Here is a 16,900-nt window from a genome sequence, read left to right on the forward strand (position 1 = left end):
ATGTGACGACCGATGTTGAAGGATTCCATCATGCGCATCAGTGCACGCAACCAGATCAAGGGCACCGTCCTCGAGGTGAAAAAGGGCGCGACCACCTCTCATGTCCGGATCGACATCGGCGGAAATGTGATGACGTCCTCCATCACCAACGAAGCCGTCGATGAACTCGGCATCAAGGTGGGCGGCCAGGCGATCGTTGTGATCAAGGCCTCCGACGTCATGATCGCGGTGGACTAGAGATGCGCAGCTCGCTCCTCGCGCTCGCGTTGTTGCTCGCTTCAACCCCTGCCTTGGCCGCGGAGGAGCCAAGCGGCTGTGACAAGTTCAAATGGCAGATCGACCAGGCGCGCGCCGCGCTCACCGCGCCCGATCGCGCCCGATTAGCGTCGGGCAGCGAGCAGGCGGCGTTGCCGTCGACGGGTATCACGCTGGCGCTGGTCGCACCCGCCGATGCAAAGCTTCCGACACCGGCGGAGCGGGCACCGAAGGAAGGCACCTTTGCCGGCTTCACCAGCTTCAAGACCGCACCGAAGGCCGGGCTCTACACCATCAGCCTCTCGGCCGGCGCCTGGGTCGACGTGGTGCAGGACGGCCATTCCCTCAAGCCGAAGGCCTTCAGCGGCGCGACCGATTGCGACGGTATCCGCAAGACCATGAAGTATGAGCTCGCCGCCAGCCCCTTCGTGCTGCAAGTCAGCGGCGCCAGGGAGAACTCGATTTCGATCGCGATCCAGCCGAGCCAATAGCACGATCGTTGGACAAAGCGGCTTTACCGTAAGCCTCAGCCTGCTATGTTTGCAGGGCGATCTCCCTGACGACCGTAAGTCCTCCGGAGAGCAGCGGAACAGCGCTTCCGCCGATCGCGACCCAGAATCCACCAACGCCTGATTTGCGCGCGCTTGTTCGCGCGAGGTCGCACGGAGCGCTTCCTATGTTACGCATTGCCGGACTGTTCACGACCTTCGTCATCCTGCTCGGCGCGATGCATGCGCCTGCCTCGGCCGACGACAAGACGCTCACCGTCTTCGCCGCGGCCTCGATGAAGAACGCGCTCGATGACATCGACGCAGCCTATACCGCCAAGACCGGCGTCAAGATCAATGCCAGCTATGCCGCCAGCTCGGCGCTTGCCAGGCAGATCGAGCAGGGCGCGCCGGCCGATGTGTTCGTCTCCGCCGATACCGACTGGATGGACTATGCGATCAAGCAGAAGACCATCAACGAGCCGACCCGCGTCAACCTGCTCGGCAACTCGATCGTGCTGATCGCGCCGAAGGATTCCAAGATCGACAATGTCAACATCGCGCCGGGCTTCGACCTCGCCAAGCTCGCCGGCGACGGCAAGATCGCGACCGGCGACGTCAAGGCGGTGCCGGTCGGCAAATACGCCAAGGCGGCGCTGGAGAAGCTCGGCGCCTGGCAGGCGGCGGAGCCGAAATTTGCAATGGCCGAGAGCGTGCGCGCCGCGTTGACGCTGGTGGCGCGCGGTGAAGCCGTGCTCGGCATCGTCTATTCGACCGACGCCAAGGTCGAGCCGGGCGTCAAGATCGTCGGAACCTTCCCGGCCGACACTCATCCGGCGATCATCTATCCGGTGGCAGCGACGACGAATGCGAAGGCGGAGACTTCGGACTATCTCGCCTTCCTGCGCTCGTCCGCGGCGAAGGCGATCCTCGAAAAGTACGGCTTCAAGTTCCTGATCAGCCCGACGACGTAAGCGTGTTCGAGATCTCGCCGACCGAATGGACGGCGATCCTGCTTTCGCTCAGGGTCGCCGTCATCGCAACGCTGGTGGCGACCCCGTTCGGAATCGCGCTCGCCTGGCTGCTGGCGCGGCGCGATTTCTGGGGCAAATCCATCCTCGATGCGCTCGTGCACCTGCCGCTGGTGCTGCCGCCGGTCGTCACCGGTTATCTGCTGCTGCTGACCTTCGGCCGGCGCGGCGTGGCCGGTGCCTGGCTCGCCGATCATCTCGGCATCGTGTTCGCTTTCCGCTGGACCGGCGCGGCGCTCGCCTGCGGCGTGATGGCGTTTCCACTGCTGGTGCGGCCGATCCGGCTCTCGATCGAGGCGATCGACCGGCGCCTCGAGCAGGCGGCCGAGACGCTCGGCGCCGCGCCCTGGCGGGTGTTTGCGACCGTGACGCTGCCGCTCGCGCTGCCGGGCGTGCTCGCCGGCATGGTGCTCGGCTTCGCCAAGGCGATCGGCGAGTTCGGCGCGACGATCACCTTCGTCTCCAACATCCCCGGCGAGACCCAGACCATTTCATCGGCGATCTACTCGCTGATCCAGACGCCGGAAGGCGATAGCGCCGCCGGGCGGCTCGTGATTATCTCGATCGTGATCGCGATGGGCGCACTGGTCGCCGCGGAGTGGTTCGCGCGCCGCGCCACCGCCCGCCTGCACGGACAATAGCGATGCTGCGCGTCGACATCACCAAGCAGCTCGGCGAGTTCACGCTGGCGGCGTCCTTCGCCAGCGAGGGCCGCGTCACCGGGCTGTTCGGCGCCTCCGGCTCCGGCAAGACCTCCCTGATCAATACCATTGCGGGGCTGTTGCGCCCCGACCGCGGCACCATCGCGATCGACGGCGAGACCGTCGACGACACTGCGGCGGGCATCCACGTCCCGACCTGGCGCCGCCGCATCGGCTACGTCTTCCAGGATGCCCGGCTGTTTCCGCACCTCGATGTCCGGCAAAATCTCGATTACGGCCGCCGCATGAACCGCCTCGCCGACGATCCCGCGCAGCGCAAGCGCGTGATCGAGCTGCTCGATATCGGCGCGCTGCTCGACCGCCGCCCCGGAAAGCTCTCCGGCGGCGAGCGCCAGCGCGTCGCGCTCGGCCGGGCGCTGCTGTCGAAGCCGCGGCTGCTGCTGCTCGACGAGCCCCTGGGTGCGCTCGACGAGGGCCGCAAGCTGGAGATCCTGCCCTATCTGGTGCGGCTGCGGGACGAGGCCGGTATCCCCATGGTCTATGTCAGCCACGACGCCGCCGAACTGCGCCAGCTTGCCACCCAGATCGTGATGCTGCGCCGCGGGCAGGTGACCGCGTTCGGCGGTGTCAAGGTGCTGACAGCGACGTCATAGCTGGCCGTTTACCCGAAAGCCGGCGTAAGATGGCCCGCCTTGTCCGTTGGACGCCCCTTGGCGTCGGATCGGACGCTTGAGGGAAAAAGCGTCGTGCGATTGACTGGCTGGATCTTGCTGCTGATTGGCGCGGTGCTGTGCGCGACGGTCGCGTGGGCGGCCGTCGGCTTCCTGCTGATGGGCCTCGGCCTGATCTCGCTGCAGGTCGCCGAGCGCGGCCGGCACCGGACCAATGTGGCGGTGGCCGCGCCCGCCGCAGGGTTCAATGCGCCGGCTGTCGGCGCGGGCCTGCAGCCGCCGACCCTGGAGCCCGTCATCCAGCACGACGGTCAGCCGCCACCGCAGCCGCGCCGGATGGCATGGCCGGCCAGGACCGGCGATACCCCCTACGACCGGGAGGCGTGGGACCAGCTGGTCGCGAGCGATCCCGATATTGCCCGGCTCGCCAAGGTGCTTGCCGATTACGGTCCGCACTATGTCGACGAGCTCGCGACCAACTATCTCGTCGCACCGGAGAAGAACCGGCTCGGCGGCATCGTGGACGGTATCATCGCAAGGGCGAGCGGCGGCGAGCCGATCCCGCCACCTGCGCCGACCCGAGCATCGCAGCCGGCATCGCCGGCCAATCCGACCGAGGCGCTCGAAGCGTCCCTGATCACGGCCGTCACCGAGGCCTCCGCCAAGCGCGCCGATCCGCCAAGGCCGCCGGCAGCGCCGCCGCAGCGTCCGGACGCGACGCGCGAGCCGGACGGCACATCCGCTGCGTCGCCGCCTGTCCCGCCCCAGCCAAGCGCGCCGGCCAGCGAGGCCGACGCGACGCTGCTCGCGGCGCTCGCCGAGATTTCCGGCGTAAAGCTTACCGATGCGACCAAGCGCGATGCCGCCTCGACGGAGCCGCCGCCCCCGCCGGCCGACGATGAGCTGGCGAAGATGATCAGGACATTCGCGCAGGAATCGAATGTCCTCCGCAAGACCTGATCCGTCTCCCGTCCTTGGAGCTCAGACCCCCGCGACCGACGCCCAGATGTCCGCAAGCTTGCGCCGGACGATACGCATCCGCGTCTCCGGCACAGACTCCTCCTCTTCTTCGGGAAGGCGAAGGCCGACGACATTGACGCGGCCGCCGCTGATATTGCGGGCCACCAGCACGATCGTATCGAGCGCGAGCTCGGCGCCTTCCTTCGGCGTGCGGTCGAGATTGACATCGAAGTAGTCCGCCAACGTCAATCTGGCCTGGTTCTCGTCGACCTTGACGCCATAGATCTCGGCGAGCTCGCCCAGCGTATGCTCGCCCGACACCATGAAGTCGCCGAGCAGATGTGGGTCGGGCGCAGCCGACGGCGGCATGTCGACGAAGAAGCGATCGAGCGCCTCGGCGCGCTGCGGCGGCGCCAGCAGATAAAGGTAGTCGCCGGGCTCGACCGGATCGGCCTCGGTCGGCGTCAGGATCCGCTCGTCGCGGATCACCAGCGTCGGCTTCGACCACGACGGGATCAGGCCGCGGCGGAAATACAGGCTCTTCGACCGGACCGGATAGCCGACCAGTTGCTGCTCGAGCTGCCCAGGCAGATCCAGTTCGACGCGGCGCGGGCCGCGCTCGGTGCGCGGCAGCGCGACATGCAGCCGCCGCGCCGCCGGCGCCAGGGTCCAGCCCTGCAGCAGCAGCGAGATGATGACGACGACGAAGGCGACGTCGAAATAGAGATAGGCCTTGGACAGGCCGACCAGCATCGGGATCGAGGCCAGGAAGATCGCGACCGCGCCGCGCAGCCCGGTCCAGGCGATGAAGACCTTCTCCCGCCAGTTGAACTTGAACGGCGCAAGGCAGATCAGCACCGCCAGCGGCCGCGCCACCAGCATCAGCGCGAACGCCACCGCCACAGCCCCGCCGACGCTCGAAAGCAGGCGGTGCGGCGACACCAAGAGGCCGAGCAGCACGAACATCACGATCTGCGCCAGCCAGGTCGCGGCATCGAGGAACGTCACCACGGAATTATGCGCACGGGTCGGCCGGTTGCCGATGATGATGCCGGCGAGATAGACGGCGAGAAACCCCGAGGCATGCACCATCTGCGAGCCGCCGAAGATCACCAGCGCCGCGGTGGTGACGAACGGCGCGTGCAGGCCCTGCGGCAGCGCCACATAGTTCAGCGCCAGCACCACCAGCCGGCCGCCGATCACCCCGATCACGGCGCCGAGCACCGCCTCCTGGATGAACTCCATCGCGATATGCGACGCCGAGCTCTGGCCGATCGAGATGAACTCGACCAGCATCAAAGTGAGGAAGATCGCGAACGGATCGTTGGTGCCGGATTCGGCCTCCAGCGTCGCACCGACGCGGGGGCGCAGGCGCAGGCCCTGCGTGTGCACCAACAGGAACACCGCCGCAGCGTCGGTCGAGGCGACGACGGCGCCGACCAGCAGCGACTCGGTCCAGTTGAGGTCGAGCACATAGTGGGCGACCGGCGCCGTGATCAGCGCGGTCAGCAGCACGCCCGTGGTCGCCAGCATCATCGAGGGCGCCAGCACAGTGCGGATGCTGGCAAATCGCGTCTTCAAGCCGCCGTCGAACAGGATCAGCGCCAGCGCCACCGAGCCGACCAGGTAGGTGGTGCGGACGTCGTCGAACTGGAGGTGGCCGGGCCCGGAGTCGCCGGCCAGCATGCCGACCAGCAAGAACACCAGCAGCAGGGGGGCGCCGAACCGCAATGCCAGCAGGCTCGACAGGATGCCGGCCATCACCAGAACGGCGCCGAGCAGGATTGCTATGCTGACCGAGTCGAGGGAAGCCATGCGCCTTCGGTGGGATCAAATACTTGCAATTGCATCCTTATCGTCGCCACACTTGGACGCCAACCCATTTCTGTCATCAGCGGCAATGTGCCCGGTTTTACAGCCTCAGATCGCCTCGACACTGTGTTGTATCGATGGTCGCATGCCCGCCTTTGTGGGATTCTACCGGCCATTCGAATCACATTTGCCTGACCCGCGCTTGAGTTGAGATCTTGCCGATGGACATGAGCCTCAAGGACGTCCTGGAAGCCATCCAAATGGCGGCGCGCTCGGTCGGGGCCGAGATCGCCTCGCCCTGGTTCTACCTTCAATTCGGCATCATCCTCGCGGCCGCCGGAATTTCCTACGCCGCCGATACCGCCATTCATGCCCGGGTCGACACGTCGTCGCTGGCGACGCGCTGGCCGCTGCCGCTCCGGCACTTCGCCCGCGTGATGGTGGCCAGCGCCTCGACCGCCGTATTCGCGGTGCTGATGATCACCTCGCGGATCGTGATGTGGCACGCGACCTGGCCGAGCCGCAGCTATTTGATCGCGGTCTCGGCCAAGCTGGCGCTGGCCTGGCTGGTGATCCGCCTGGTGACGTCGGTGCTCGACAACGCCTTCATCGTCAAGCTGGTCTCGATCGCGGCCTGGGTGGTCGCAGCGCTCAGCATCATCGGCGAACTCGACTGGGCCGCCGACACGCTGGATTCGGTCGCCGTCGTGATCGGCGGCCTCAGGCTGACGCCGCTGTTGCTGATCAAGGCCGGCGCGCTCCTGATCGTGGCGCTGTGGCTGACCAACATCGCCAGCAATTACGCCGAGAGCCGCATCAACCGCTCCACCGACCTGACGCCCTCGATCCAGGTGCTGCTGGTCAAGATCATCCGCATCGGGCTGATGGTGATGGCGATCGCGATTGCGCTCGACGCGGTCGGCATCAACCTCTCGGCGCTTGCGGTGTTCACCGGCGCGGCGGGCGTCGGCATCGGTCTCGGCCTGCAGAAGATCGTCGCCAACTTCATCAGCGGGCTGATCCTGCTGGTCGACAAATCGGTGAAGCCGGGCGACCTCGTCACGATCGGCGACAGCTCGGGCAAGATCAGCGCGATGAAGACGCGCTACATCTCGGTCGCCGCCGGCGACGGCCGCGAATTCCTGATCCCGAACGAGGATCTGGTGACGCAGAAGGTCACCAACTGGACCTATACCGACAAGAACACCCTGGTGAAGATCGCCTTCGCCGCCAATTACGATGCCGATCCGAAGCTAGTCTGCCAGCTCGCGATCGACACCGCCGCGGCCCATGAGCGCGCCATCAAGGGCAAGCCGCCGAGCTGCATCCTGACCGAATTCGCCGAGTTCGGCATGAAGTTCTCGCTGACCTTCTGGATCGCCGATCCCGACGGCATGGACAGGGTGAAGAGCGACGTGATGCTGGCGCTGTGGGATGCCTTCAAGGGCCACGGCATCCGCGTGCCCTATCCGGTGCGGGAACTCCGCGTCCGCGGCGGCGCCCTCCCGGTCGAAAGCGTGGTCGAGGTGTCCAGCTAAAGCGGGATGGGGTTAGGTTGAACCCGCTCGCGGCGGCTCCGGATTGTATCGCCAGATGCAATCCGGGTGAGGGCCCTCGCCCTCTCGATAGACCGTGACCCCTCACCCGATTTGCTGCGCAAATCGACCTCTCCCAAGGGAGAGGTGACGTCCGCCGCTGTTCCGGATGAACGAGCCCGGATCTTGCCCGGAAATCAGGCGTTTGGGCATCGTCCCCATGCCCAACCTTGGCTTGCACCGGCCGCCCCGATCATTACATTGTCCTTTGAGATCAGCCCCTTCCTCCAGACTTGACCCGCTCATGAGCTATATCGACGCCACCGACACCTCCCTGCGCAAGACCGGCCAAATCAAGCTGCACGGGCAAAGCGGCTTTGCCGGCATGCGCAAGGCTGGCGCATTGGTGTCGAAGTGCCTCGACGCGCTCACCGACATCGTCAAGCCGGGCGTGCCGACCTCCGTCATCGACGAGTTCGTCCGCAAGTTCGCCTTCGATCACGGCGCCTACCCGGCGACGCTGATGTATCGCGGCTATCGCTACTCGACCTGCACCTCGATCAATCACGTGGTCTGCCACGGCATGCCCGGCGACCGCCCGCTGAAGGAGGGTGACATCGTCAACATCGACGTCACCTTCATCGTCGACGGCTGGTATGGCGATTCGAGCCGGATGTATGCGATCGGCGGCATCGCGCGGAAGGCCGAGCGGCTGATCGAGGTGACCTATGAAGCGATGATGCGCGGCATTGCCGCGGTCAAGCCCGGCGCCACCACCGGCGACATCGGCCATGCCATCCAGAGCTATGTCGAGCCGCAGGGCATGAGCGTGGTGCGTGATTTCTGCGGCCATGGCCTCGGCCGCCTGTTCCACGACGAGCCGAACATCATTCATATCGGTCGCCCCGGCGAAGGCGTGACGCTGCGGCCCGGCATGTTCTTCACCATCGAGCCGATGATCAATCTCGGCAAGCCGCATGTGAAGATCCTGTCCGACGGCTGGACCGCGGTGACCCGCGACCGTTCACTGTCGGCGCAGTTCGAGCATTCGGTCGGCGTCACCGCCGACGGCGTCGAGATCTTCACGCTGTCCGAGCGCCATGGCGAGAAGCCCTGGGTCGCGGTGTGACGGCATAATCGGCAGCGGCAGCGATCATGCATCGCTCCGCGTCCGCGCGCTGATCTCCTCGGGCGTATAATTCTCTCCGATCGACATCGCGCAAATGCGCGAGATGTGGGTGTAGGGCAAGCCGGTCTCTTCCGCCCAGGCGTTGAACTGCGCCTGCACCTTGGCGAGATCGCGCTTCGACTTGACCTCCTCGGCGATGTCGAGCCCGGCCTCACGCAGGCAGGCGACGACGTCGCGCGAAGTGACAAAGCCGTCCCAGCCGAGAAAGCGCAGCAGCATCTGCCCGGTATTGCCGCCGAGCCGGCTGCCGCGCTTGGCCAGCAAATCCAATAATCCGATTTGATCCGATGCTGGCCAGGCCGCGAGGAATTTGCCGAAGCTGCCGTGCTCGCGCGAAATCTCCTGCACGAGGCGGCCGTTGTCGCGCACCGACATGATCTTGGCGCCGTTGCGCACGATCCTGGCGTCACTTGTGAGCTTTTCCCAGAATTCATCGGGTTTGAAGGCGAGCTTGGCCGGCTGAAAGCCGAGGAAGGCCTGCTCGAACCCCGGCCATTTGGCGTCGATCACGCTCCAGGCGAAACCGGCGCAGAACACGCGCTTGGTCATTTCGGCGAGCACGCGGTCGTCGCCGAGCTTGGCCAGCGCCTTCGGCGTCGCGACCTGTGGCAGTACCTTCTCCAGCGCCTTCGCGCCGCCCTTGCGCTTCTCGGCGCGTGCCCGGATCACCTTGAACGATGTCACGCCAACACCTCTCCCGACATTTTTAGGCGGGCGAACGGTAGTTCAGCGATGCGGCCGAGGCAAACCGGGATTAGGTTGACCTGAAAACAGCGTCGGAGGTCACCTCTCCCTTGGGAGAGGTCGATTTGCGCAGCAAATCGGGTGAGGGGTTACGATCTATCGAGAGCGCAAGACCCCCTCACCCGGATTGCATCTGACGATGCAATCCGACCCTCTTCCCGTAGGCGGTAGGGCAATCGCATTTGGGAGAAAAGCGCCCTGCGGCCCATCCTTCGAGACGCCCGCCTTTGGCGGGCTCCTCTTGTGTTGCGGCACAATAGTAGACCCTCATGGTGAGGAGCGCCGCTTGCGGCGCGTCTCGAACCACGAGGCCGAGTACGTGCGCAGCCGCCCAAGGCGGCATATGCGATAACCCTGCCGTAGGCGGGGAGAGGTCAACCGAAGCCGCTGCGAGTCGATTCGACCCAATCTCATCGCGCCGGCACTTGCAAAACCCGGCGGGCACGGCATGGTTGTAGCCGATGCCCGCCAAGCCTGCCGATAGCCAGACCGAATCCGACGAGACGCCGCATTATCACGGCCATCGCGAACGGCTGCGCGAGCGCTTCTACGCGGCGGGACCTGCGGCGCTGAGCGACTACGAGCTGTTGGAGATGGCGCTGTTCGCCGCCATCCCGCGCCGCGACACCAAGCCGCTCGCCAAGGCGCTGCTAAAGACATTCGGCTCGTTCGCCGAGGTCGTGCATGCGCCGGTGGCGCGGCTGCGCGAGGTCGACGGCGTCAAGGACGCCTCGATCCACCAGCTCAAGCTGATCGCCGCCGCGGCTGATAGAATCGCCAAAGGCGAGATCCGGCGCAGCGTCGCGCTGTCGTCGTGGAACGATGTCATCGACTACTGCCGCTCCGGCATGGCGTTTGCCGACAAGGAACAGTTTCGCCTGCTCTTCCTCGACAAGCGCAACCAGTTGATCGCCGACGAGGTGCAGCAGACCGGCACCGTCGACCACACGCCGGTCTATCCGCGCGAGGTGATCAAGCGCGCGCTGGAATTGTCGGCGACCGCGCTGATCCTGGTGCACAACCATCCGAGCGGCGATCCGACGCCGTCGCAGGCCGACATCCAGATGACAAAGGCGATCGTCGAAATCGCGAGGCCACTCGGAATCGCCGTGCACGATCACATCATCGTCGGCAAGAACGGTCATGCGAGCTTGAAGGGGATGCGGCTGATCTGAACGACGAACGCGATCCAACTGCCGCAGCTATGTCGCGAGCAGCAGGCGAACGCGCGTCATCGCTGCCTCGCGGAAGATCGCAATTTCTCCCTTATGCGCACGAGCGACCTCGGCTGCGATGGCAAGCCCGAGACCGGAGCCGGTGGACTCCGGTCCCTTCGCGAAGGGCCGGATGACATCGTCCGGCGGAACGGCAAATCCGTCACCATCGTCGGCGACTTCGATCCATGCCCTGCCGTCATCGGCGCCGACGGATACGACGAGCCTGCTGCGGGCGCCATGCTTCAGCGCGTTGTCGATGAGATTGCCCAGCGCTTCGCGCAGGCTGACCGCGTCGCCATTCACGATCGGCGCTGGCGCGGCCGGCACGAAGGCGATGTCGACCTCACGCGGCAGCGACAACGGAACCGCCGCGGCCAGCACGGCCCTTGCCAGCGCGTTGAGGTCGATAGGCGTCATGGCGACAGCGTCGGCCCGGTGAATGACCATGGCGTGATCGAGAAGCTGGCCGGTGAGCCGGCCCAATTCGAACGTCCGCTCCCGAATGCGCGCGACCGTGACGGCCTTTTGCCGCGACGGCGGCGTCGCCGACAGGATTTCGACCTGGGCGTCGAGCGCCGCCAGCGGGGTGCGGATCTGGTGCGCGGCATCGGCGATGAACCGCTGCATCAGCGAGATGCGATCTGACAGCCGCCGCATGAAATCATCGATCGCATGCACGAGATTGCGAATTTCGACCGGCGGCTCGGTCTGAAGCGGCCGCAGATCATCCGGACGGCGTTCAACGATCTCGCGCTCGATGCGCATGAGCGGCTTCAGGGCGAAGGTGACGGCATAGCCCGTCGCGAGCAGCGCCAGCGCGCTCATCGCCGCAATGACGCCGAGCGCCTTCAATGTGAGGTCGCGCGCCAGGGCGCGCCGGGCTTCGATGGTTTGAGCCAGCACGATGGTCACCCAGCCGCCCACCGCGGGATCTTCGATCTGCTTGGCGACCGTGGCGATGCGAACGGGCTGCTCCTGATAAAATCCGTCCTCGATCACCACCCCATTGCGAGTCTGCTCGGGCTTGGCCTCCGAGGCGAGGTCCTCGTAGCCGGCCACCACGACACCGCGGGGGTCGACGACCTTGTAGAAGACGAGATCGTAGGCCGCCAGCGCGGCGATGGTGGATACGGGCGGCTCCAGCGTCACGACACCGCCCTGCACATAGACGTTCTCGGCGATCTGGATCGCGCCGCCGCTCAGCATGCGGTCATAGGCTTGCTGCGCGGCAATGGTGGCCGAACGCCAACCGGCGAAGCCGAGGATCACCGCGCCGAGCGCCAGCACCGCCGACAAGACGGCGATGATGCGGATGCGTAGCGAGTGCCGCAGATCAAAGCGCCGCAAGTTGATAGCCCAGGCCGCGCAGGGTGCGAATCTCGATCGGCGCATCGCCGAGCTTGCGTCGCAGCCGTGTCACGAATTGCTCGACAGCGTTGGGGCTCGCCTCCTGATCGAAATTGAAGAGCTGCTCGACCAGCTCTTCCTTGGGGACGATGCGCTCGGGCCGCGCCGCCAGGATTTCGAGCACCGTCAGCTCCCGCCTAGTCAGATTGAGCGGCCTGTCGGCGACGGTGGCGACGCGGCCGGCGCGGTCGATGACCAGCGGCCCGACCCGCAGCAGGTTATCGGGCTGGCCTGCGCTGCGACGCAGCAGGGCGCGGGCGCGCGCTTCGAGCTCGCCATAGTCGAAGGGCTTGACCAGATAGTCGTCGGCGCCGAGATCGAGTGCGCCGATCCGTTCGTCGACGGCGGACCGGGCGGTCAGCACCAGCACCGGCGTCGCGAGCTTGCGGCTGCGCATGCCCTTCAGGATCGCAATTCCGTCCCGACCCGGCAGCGTCAGGTCGAGGATCACGAGGTCGTAGGGCTGCACCTCAAGCAGCTCGGCGGCGGTCAGGCCGTCGCGCTCCCAGTCCACGGCGTGACCGATCTTCTCGAGGCGCATGACCACGGCCTCGGCGATATCGACGGTGTCTTCGACAACGAGTACCCGCAAACGGGAGCCTCCGGCGTCCTGAGTCAGTTTCGCGTCAGTGAGCCACGCTATCTCATCTCCCAAGCGCCCATAAGTGCGCAGGGACACAACACAAGGCACAACACAAGGGAGGGCCACATGCTCGCGCCATCTGATGCCGCATCCGCGTCGCCGCTGCTTTCCGTAGCGGGTGTGACGCTCCAGTACAAGACGCCTGACGCCGTGGTGACCGCGACGCGCCGGGTCTCCTTCGAGGTCTATCCGGCCGACCGCTTCGTGCTGCTCGGCCCGTCTGGCTGCGGCAAGTCGACCCTGCTGAAGGCGATCGGCGGCTATCTTGCCCCCGTCGAGGGGCAGATCAGCCTGAAGGGGCGCAAGGTGTCGGGGCCGGGCCCCGACCGAATGATGGTGTTCCAGGAATTCGATCAGCTCCTGCCCTGGAAGACGGTGCGCGAGAACGTCGTGTTCGCCCTGACCGCCTCCGGCCGCGCCGGCCAAACGGAGGCGGAAGACCGGGCGCGCGCCTACATCGACAAGGTCGGCCTGACCAAGTTCATCGACAGCTATCCGCACACCCTCTCCGGTGGCATGAAGCAGCGCGTCGCCATCGCCCGCGGCATGGCGATGGAACCCGACGTGCTGCTGATGGACGAGCCGTTCGCCGCGCTCGACGCGTTGACGCGGCGCAAGATGCAGGACGAATTGCTGCGGCTGTGGGACGACACGCGCTTCACCGTGCTCTTTGTCACCCATTCGATCGAGGAGGCGATCCGCGTCGGCACCCGCATCCTGCTGCTCTCGCCGCATCCCGGCGAGGTCAAGGCCGAGCTCAACAGCGTGCCGCCCGAAGAGATGGGCACCGGCAAGCAAGCCGCGCTCGAAACCCGCATCAACGACATGCTCTTCGCGAGCCATTGAGCCGAGGCGACCGTCATGACCGATCTCGTCAGCTTCCGTCCGGAAATCATCCGCGACGTCCAGTCGGGCGACGCCCCCGTGGTCGCCAAGACGCTCAGCCCGGCCGAGCGCATCTATCGTCTCGGCTTCGTGCGCAAGGCGGTGATCCTCGCCGTCCTCGCCGTGGCCTGGGAAATCTATGGCCGCTGGCTCGGCAACCCACTGCTGTTCCCGACCTTTGGCCAAACCGTCGAGGCTTTCGTCAGCAACGTCGCGAGCGGCGTCATCCCGCAGCGCATGCTGGTCTCGCTGCAGACGCTGGTCATCGGCTATAGCATCGGCATCGGCCTGGCGGCGCTGCTCACGACGCTGGCGATCGGCTCGCGGATCGGCGCCGACCTGCTGGAGACACTGACCTCGATGTTCAATCCGCTGCCGGCGATTGCGCTGTTGCCGCTGGCGCTGATCTGGTTCGGGCTCGGCACCGGCAGCATCATCTTCGTGCTGGTGCATTCGGTGCTGTGGGCGATCGCGCTCAACACCCATGCCGGCTTCCGTTCGGTCTCGAACACGCTGCGGATGGTCGGGCAGAACTACGGCCTGCGCGGCCTCAAGCTGGTGCGCCTCATCCTGATCCCGGCAGCCTTCCCGGCGATCCTGACCGGCCTCAAGGTCGGCTGGGCCTTCGCCTGGCGCACGTTGATCGCCGCCGAGCTCGTCTTCGGTGTCTCGTCCGGCTCGGGCGGGCTCGGCTGGTTCATCTACGAGAACCGTAACCAGCTCGAGACCGCGAACGTGTTCGCCGGCCTCTTCACCGTGATCCTGATTGGCCTCTTCGTCGAGAACGTCATCTTCGCCAACATCGAGCGCAGGACGATCCGTCGCTGGGGCATGCAGCACTGACGACAACTGTAACCAGGCCGAATGGCCGCCATTCCAAGAAGGAGGAAATACATGAGATTGAAGACCATCGTCCGCTCGCTCGCGGCTGCCGCGGTGCTCGCGGCGGCGCTCGGCGCCCCGGCCCGCGCCGAGGTCAGCGAAGTGCGCATCTCCAAGGGCTTCGGCATCCTCTATCTGCCGCTGATCGTGATGCAGGACCAGCAGTTCCTGGAGAAGCGCGCCAAGGCTGCCGGGCTCGGCGACATCAAGGTGACCTGGCTGATGCTTGACGGCGGCAACGTCATCAACGACGCGATGATGGCCGGCACGCTCGATTTCGCCGGCACCGGCGCGCCGGGCTTCGTCACGCTCTGGGCCAAGGCCAAGGGCATCCCCGGCGTCGAGGTCGTCGGCGTCTCGGGCATGAGCTCGACTTCGCTGTGGCTGATGGCGAACAAGCCGGAGCTGACATCGCTCAAGGACTTCACCCCGACCGACAAGATCGCGCTGCCCGGAATCAAGACCTCGCTCGCCGCTGTCGTGCTCCAGATGATCGCCGCCAAGGAATTCGGCGATGCCAATTACGCCAAGATGGACCCGATGACGATCAGCCTGCCGCACCCGGAGGCGCTCGCCGCCCTCGTCGGCGGCAAGACCGAGGTCAAGGCACATTTCACCTCGCCCCCGTTCCAGTATCTGGAAGCCAAGAGCCCGGGCATTCACCGTGTGCTCAACTCTGTCGACTATCTCGGCAATCTCACGCTCGACGTGACCTTCGCGCCGAAGAAGTTCGTCGACGCCAATCCCAAGATGACCCAGGCTTTCATCGAGGCGATGGACGATGCCACTCAACTCATCGCCAAGGACAAGAAGCTCGCCGCCGAGATCTACGCCAAGAACTCGAAGGTCAAGGTTGACCCCGCCGAGGTGCAGCAGATGATCGAGGACAAGGATGCGCGCTTCACCGCGACACCGGAAGGCGTGATGCAATTCGCCGAGTTCATGCACAGGGCGGGCTCGATCAAGGTCAAGCCGGCGAAGTGGAGCGATATGTTCGTGCCGCAACTCGCCGGTCGCCCCGGAAGCTGAACTACCGCGGAAGAGGATGCCTCCGCGTCTCTCTCCATGCGTCGTCTCTGGCCACGACCAAGATCCCGAGCCACTGCTGTCGTCCCGGCCTAGTGCGCAATGCGCACGGGGGCCGGGACCCATTACCACCGGATTTGATGATGAACGGGATCGTGGCCCCAGCGTCGCGCAACAATGAACATTCGGGGTAATGGGTCCCGGCCTTCGCCGGGACGACGGCGAGTGTGTGGCGCATCTCGGCCCAATACTCGTGACGATTGCGAAGCGCCGTCAAGCGGGTGAGACGCGCACACCATAGATCAATTCTCGATTCTCGAAATATGGCGCAAGCGACTTGCCTCGTCGGGCAACTCACTGATTGCGCGTCAGGGACGCACCGGCGGGAGGGTTCCCTCCCCCCTTGCGGGGGAGGGTTGGGGAGAGGGGTGGCCACACGACGCGCGCTCTCTGGATTCGTGTATCCACCTCGACAACGTGCGAACGCAATAGAGCGGAGACTATGCCCTCATCGCCCGCGGCTTACCCCCACAAGGGGGGACAGATCCTTGGCCACGTGCTCACCTCACCACCACTACGGCACGAGCGCTTCTTGAATTGGGCGTTGATCTAACCTTCCTCGTTGAGGAACTTCGCAACTGCGCTCGGACGAAAGAAGAAGCGGCCGTGCGACGATAGTGCCAGCGCGTAGGTGGCGCGGCCGATCATCTGCGGCCGGCCGCGCATGGCCTGACGCAGGTTGGCCTCGCCGGCCTCGCGCTGCCCCATCTCCAGCAGACAGGCGGCGAAATCGGCGCGCAGCATGGCATCCTCGGGACGCAGCGCCAGCAGATGGCGGTAGAGGTCCGCAGCGGCGGCACATTCGCCGTCGAGCAGCAGCGCACGCGCCAGCGTCGTCAGGACCTCGGGATGCCCAGGCGCTGCGGCGCGCGCCTTGACGAGCAGCGCGCGTGCCCGGGCGCGCTCATTGCGGTGGAGCAGCAGGCGCGCAAGGCTGAGCTCCAGCTCTACAGCATTTGGCGCAAGGTCAAGCGCGCGCTCGACGACGGCCACCGCCTCGTCGAGGCGTCCGGCCCCCGCCAACTGCCCTGCCAGTTCCTGAAATGCCGGCGGAAATGGCGGACGGCGCGCGGTGGTCCGGCGCAATAGGTCGATCGCCTCGTCGCGGCGTCCGGCGCCGCCCAGTGCCGCGCCGAGCAGCGTCTCGATGCCGGCATCTTCGACGCGGCGAGCAACACGCTCGAGCGGCGCGATCGCCTCCCCGCTCCGGCTCTGGGCGATCAGCGCCCGCGCCAGGACCGACGCCGCGGCGACGTCGGTGCGGCTCGCTTTCAGGACCTCGGCTGCAAGCCGCTCGGCCTCGACAAACTGTCCCATCTGCAGTGCGACCGCCGCACGTTGCAGGGCCTGGGACTGATTTTGTCCGCGACCAGCGGATGGAACGGGAGGAGGTTTCGGCATGAGGCGTGCTTTGGGATGGTCATCCCAGCCGT

At 65.9% G+C, this 16,900-nt stretch carries 17 protein-coding genes; 12 read left to right on the forward strand and 5 right to left on the reverse strand.

All coding sequences use genetic code 11. The features are described 5' to 3' along the window. Positions 1–30: 30 nt before the first annotated feature. The 6 genes from P6U30_RS35765 to P6U30_RS35790 all read left to right on the forward strand — a co-directional run bounded on the left by P6U30_RS35765 (position 31) and on the right by P6U30_RS35790 (position 4,067). Positions 31–237, forward strand: a complete 207-nt coding sequence (locus P6U30_RS35765; RefSeq protein WP_407149162.1) for a molybdopterin-binding protein — start codon at positions 31–33, stop codon at positions 235–237. 2 nt (positions 238–239) lie between these two features. Continuing rightward, a complete protein-coding gene (locus tag P6U30_RS35770; RefSeq protein WP_407167350.1) occupies positions 240–746 on the forward strand; it encodes a hypothetical protein in 507 nt (168 codons plus the stop codon). Positions 747–931: 185 nt separating this feature from the next. Continuing rightward, positions 932–1,717 (forward strand): molybdate ABC transporter substrate-binding protein, encoded by a 786-nt coding sequence (gene modA / locus P6U30_RS35775; RefSeq protein ID WP_407167351.1) that lies wholly within the window; start codon positions 932–934, stop codon positions 1,715–1,717. Positions 1,718–1,719: 2 nt separating this feature from the next. Continuing rightward, positions 1,720–2,415, forward strand: coding sequence for a molybdate ABC transporter permease subunit (modB, locus tag P6U30_RS35780; protein ID WP_407149165.1), 696 nt, complete (start codon positions 1,720–1,722; stop codon positions 2,413–2,415). Between the two features lie 2 nt (positions 2,416–2,417). Then, a complete protein-coding gene (gene modC, locus P6U30_RS35785) occupies positions 2,418–3,089 on the forward strand; it encodes a molybdenum ABC transporter ATP-binding protein (RefSeq protein WP_407167352.1) in 672 nt (223 codons plus the stop codon). 93 nt (positions 3,090–3,182) lie between these two features. Continuing rightward, a complete protein-coding gene (locus P6U30_RS35790; protein WP_407167353.1) occupies positions 3,183–4,067 on the forward strand; it encodes a hypothetical protein in 885 nt (294 codons plus the stop codon). 21 nt (positions 4,068–4,088) lie between these two features. Here P6U30_RS35790 and P6U30_RS35795 read toward each other — a convergent pair whose 3' ends face one another. After that, positions 4,089–5,882, reverse strand: a complete 1,794-nt coding sequence (locus tag P6U30_RS35795; RefSeq protein ID WP_407167354.1) for a potassium/proton antiporter — start codon at positions 5,880–5,882, stop codon at positions 4,089–4,091. A 218-nt stretch (positions 5,883–6,100) separates the two neighbouring features. Between P6U30_RS35795 and P6U30_RS35800 the strand changes: the two genes are divergently transcribed. Both P6U30_RS35800 and map read left to right on the forward strand, forming a co-directional pair. Continuing rightward, a complete protein-coding gene (locus P6U30_RS35800; RefSeq protein WP_407167355.1) occupies positions 6,101–7,417 on the forward strand; it encodes a mechanosensitive ion channel family protein in 1,317 nt (438 codons plus the stop codon). 301 nt (positions 7,418–7,718) lie between these two features. Beyond that, positions 7,719–8,543 (forward strand): type I methionyl aminopeptidase, encoded by an 825-nt coding sequence (gene map / locus P6U30_RS35805; RefSeq protein ID WP_407149170.1) that lies wholly within the window; start codon positions 7,719–7,721, stop codon positions 8,541–8,543. A 24-nt stretch (positions 8,544–8,567) separates the two neighbouring features. Here map and P6U30_RS35810 read toward each other — a convergent pair whose 3' ends face one another. Then, positions 8,568–9,287: a DNA-3-methyladenine glycosylase I gene (locus tag P6U30_RS35810; RefSeq protein WP_407167356.1), complete on the reverse strand. Its 720-nt coding sequence runs from the start codon at positions 9,285–9,287 to the stop codon at positions 8,568–8,570. A 521-nt stretch (positions 9,288–9,808) separates the two neighbouring features. Between P6U30_RS35810 and radC the strand changes: the two genes are divergently transcribed. Continuing rightward, positions 9,809–10,522, forward strand: coding sequence for a DNA repair protein RadC (radC, locus tag P6U30_RS35815; protein WP_407167357.1), 714 nt, complete (start codon positions 9,809–9,811; stop codon positions 10,520–10,522). Between the two features lie 27 nt (positions 10,523–10,549). On the opposite strand, the gene P6U30_RS35820 is transcribed toward radC, so the two are convergent. Further along, complete coding sequence (locus P6U30_RS35820) at positions 10,550–11,911, reverse strand: sensor histidine kinase (RefSeq protein WP_407167358.1); 1,362 nt, start codon at positions 11,909–11,911, stop codon at positions 10,550–10,552. Then, entirely contained in the window at positions 11,898–12,563 is a 666-nt protein-coding gene (locus tag P6U30_RS35825; protein WP_407167359.1) for a response regulator, read from the reverse strand. Before P6U30_RS35825 ends, P6U30_RS35820 begins: the two co-directional genes overlap by 14 nt. A gap of 117 nt (positions 12,564–12,680) precedes the next feature. Here P6U30_RS35825 and P6U30_RS35830 point away from each other — a divergent pair, with 117 nt between their 5' ends. The 3 genes from P6U30_RS35830 to P6U30_RS35840 are packed head-to-tail and all read left to right on the forward strand — an operon-like array spanning position 12,681 to position 15,410. Beyond that, positions 12,681–13,460 carry an ABC transporter ATP-binding protein gene (locus tag P6U30_RS35830; RefSeq protein ID WP_407167360.1) on the forward strand — a complete coding sequence of 260 codons (780 nt, stop codon included), beginning with the start codon at positions 12,681–12,683 and terminating at the stop codon, positions 13,458–13,460. Positions 13,461–13,475: 15 nt separating this feature from the next. Beyond that, positions 13,476–14,342, forward strand: coding sequence for an ABC transporter permease (locus P6U30_RS35835; protein ID WP_407167361.1), 867 nt, complete (start codon positions 13,476–13,478; stop codon positions 14,340–14,342). Between the two features lie 51 nt (positions 14,343–14,393). Continuing rightward, positions 14,394–15,410, forward strand: coding sequence for an ABC transporter substrate-binding protein (locus P6U30_RS35840; protein WP_407167362.1), 1,017 nt, complete (start codon positions 14,394–14,396; stop codon positions 15,408–15,410). Between the two features lie 606 nt (positions 15,411–16,016). On the opposite strand, the gene P6U30_RS35845 is transcribed toward P6U30_RS35840, so the two are convergent. Continuing rightward, positions 16,017–16,784, reverse strand: a complete 768-nt coding sequence (locus P6U30_RS35845; protein ID WP_407167363.1) for a tetratricopeptide repeat protein — start codon at positions 16,782–16,784, stop codon at positions 16,017–16,019. Positions 16,785–16,900 lie beyond the last annotated feature (116 nt).

The sequence above is a fragment of the Bradyrhizobium sp. ORS 111 genome (assembly GCF_045571485.1).
GTDB lineage: Bacteria > Pseudomonadota > Alphaproteobacteria > Rhizobiales > Xanthobacteraceae > Bradyrhizobium.

Excerpts from the sequence above, each read along its gene's own strand:
- P6U30_RS35765 (WP_407149162.1), top strand. The coding sequence starts at position 31 with ATGCGCATCAGTGCACGCAACCAGATCAAGGGCACCGTCCTCGAGGTG.
- P6U30_RS35770 (WP_407167350.1), top strand. The coding sequence starts at position 240 with ATGCGCAGCTCGCTCCTCGCGCTCGCGTTGTTGCTCGCTTCAACCCCT.
- modA (WP_407167351.1), top strand. The coding sequence starts at position 932 with ATGTTACGCATTGCCGGACTGTTCACGACCTTCGTCATCCTGCTCGGC.
- modC (WP_407167352.1), top strand. The coding sequence starts at position 2,418 with ATGCTGCGCGTCGACATCACCAAGCAGCTCGGCGAGTTCACGCTGGCG.
- P6U30_RS35795 (WP_407167354.1), bottom strand. The coding sequence starts at position 5,882 with ATGGCTTCCCTCGACTCGGTCAGCATAGCAATCCTGCTCGGCGCCGTT.
- P6U30_RS35800 (WP_407167355.1), top strand. The coding sequence starts at position 6,101 with ATGGACATGAGCCTCAAGGACGTCCTGGAAGCCATCCAAATGGCGGCG.
- map (WP_407149170.1), top strand. The coding sequence starts at position 7,719 with ATGAGCTATATCGACGCCACCGACACCTCCCTGCGCAAGACCGGCCAA.
- radC (WP_407167357.1), top strand. The coding sequence starts at position 9,809 with ATGCCCGCCAAGCCTGCCGATAGCCAGACCGAATCCGACGAGACGCCG.
- P6U30_RS35830 (WP_407167360.1), top strand. The coding sequence starts at position 12,681 with ATGCTCGCGCCATCTGATGCCGCATCCGCGTCGCCGCTGCTTTCCGTA.
- P6U30_RS35835 (WP_407167361.1), top strand. The coding sequence starts at position 13,476 with ATGACCGATCTCGTCAGCTTCCGTCCGGAAATCATCCGCGACGTCCAG.
- P6U30_RS35840 (WP_407167362.1), top strand. The coding sequence starts at position 14,394 with ATGAGATTGAAGACCATCGTCCGCTCGCTCGCGGCTGCCGCGGTGCTC.
- P6U30_RS35845 (WP_407167363.1), bottom strand. The coding sequence starts at position 16,784 with ATGGGACAGTTTGTCGAGGCCGAGCGGCTTGCAGCCGAGGTCCTGAAA.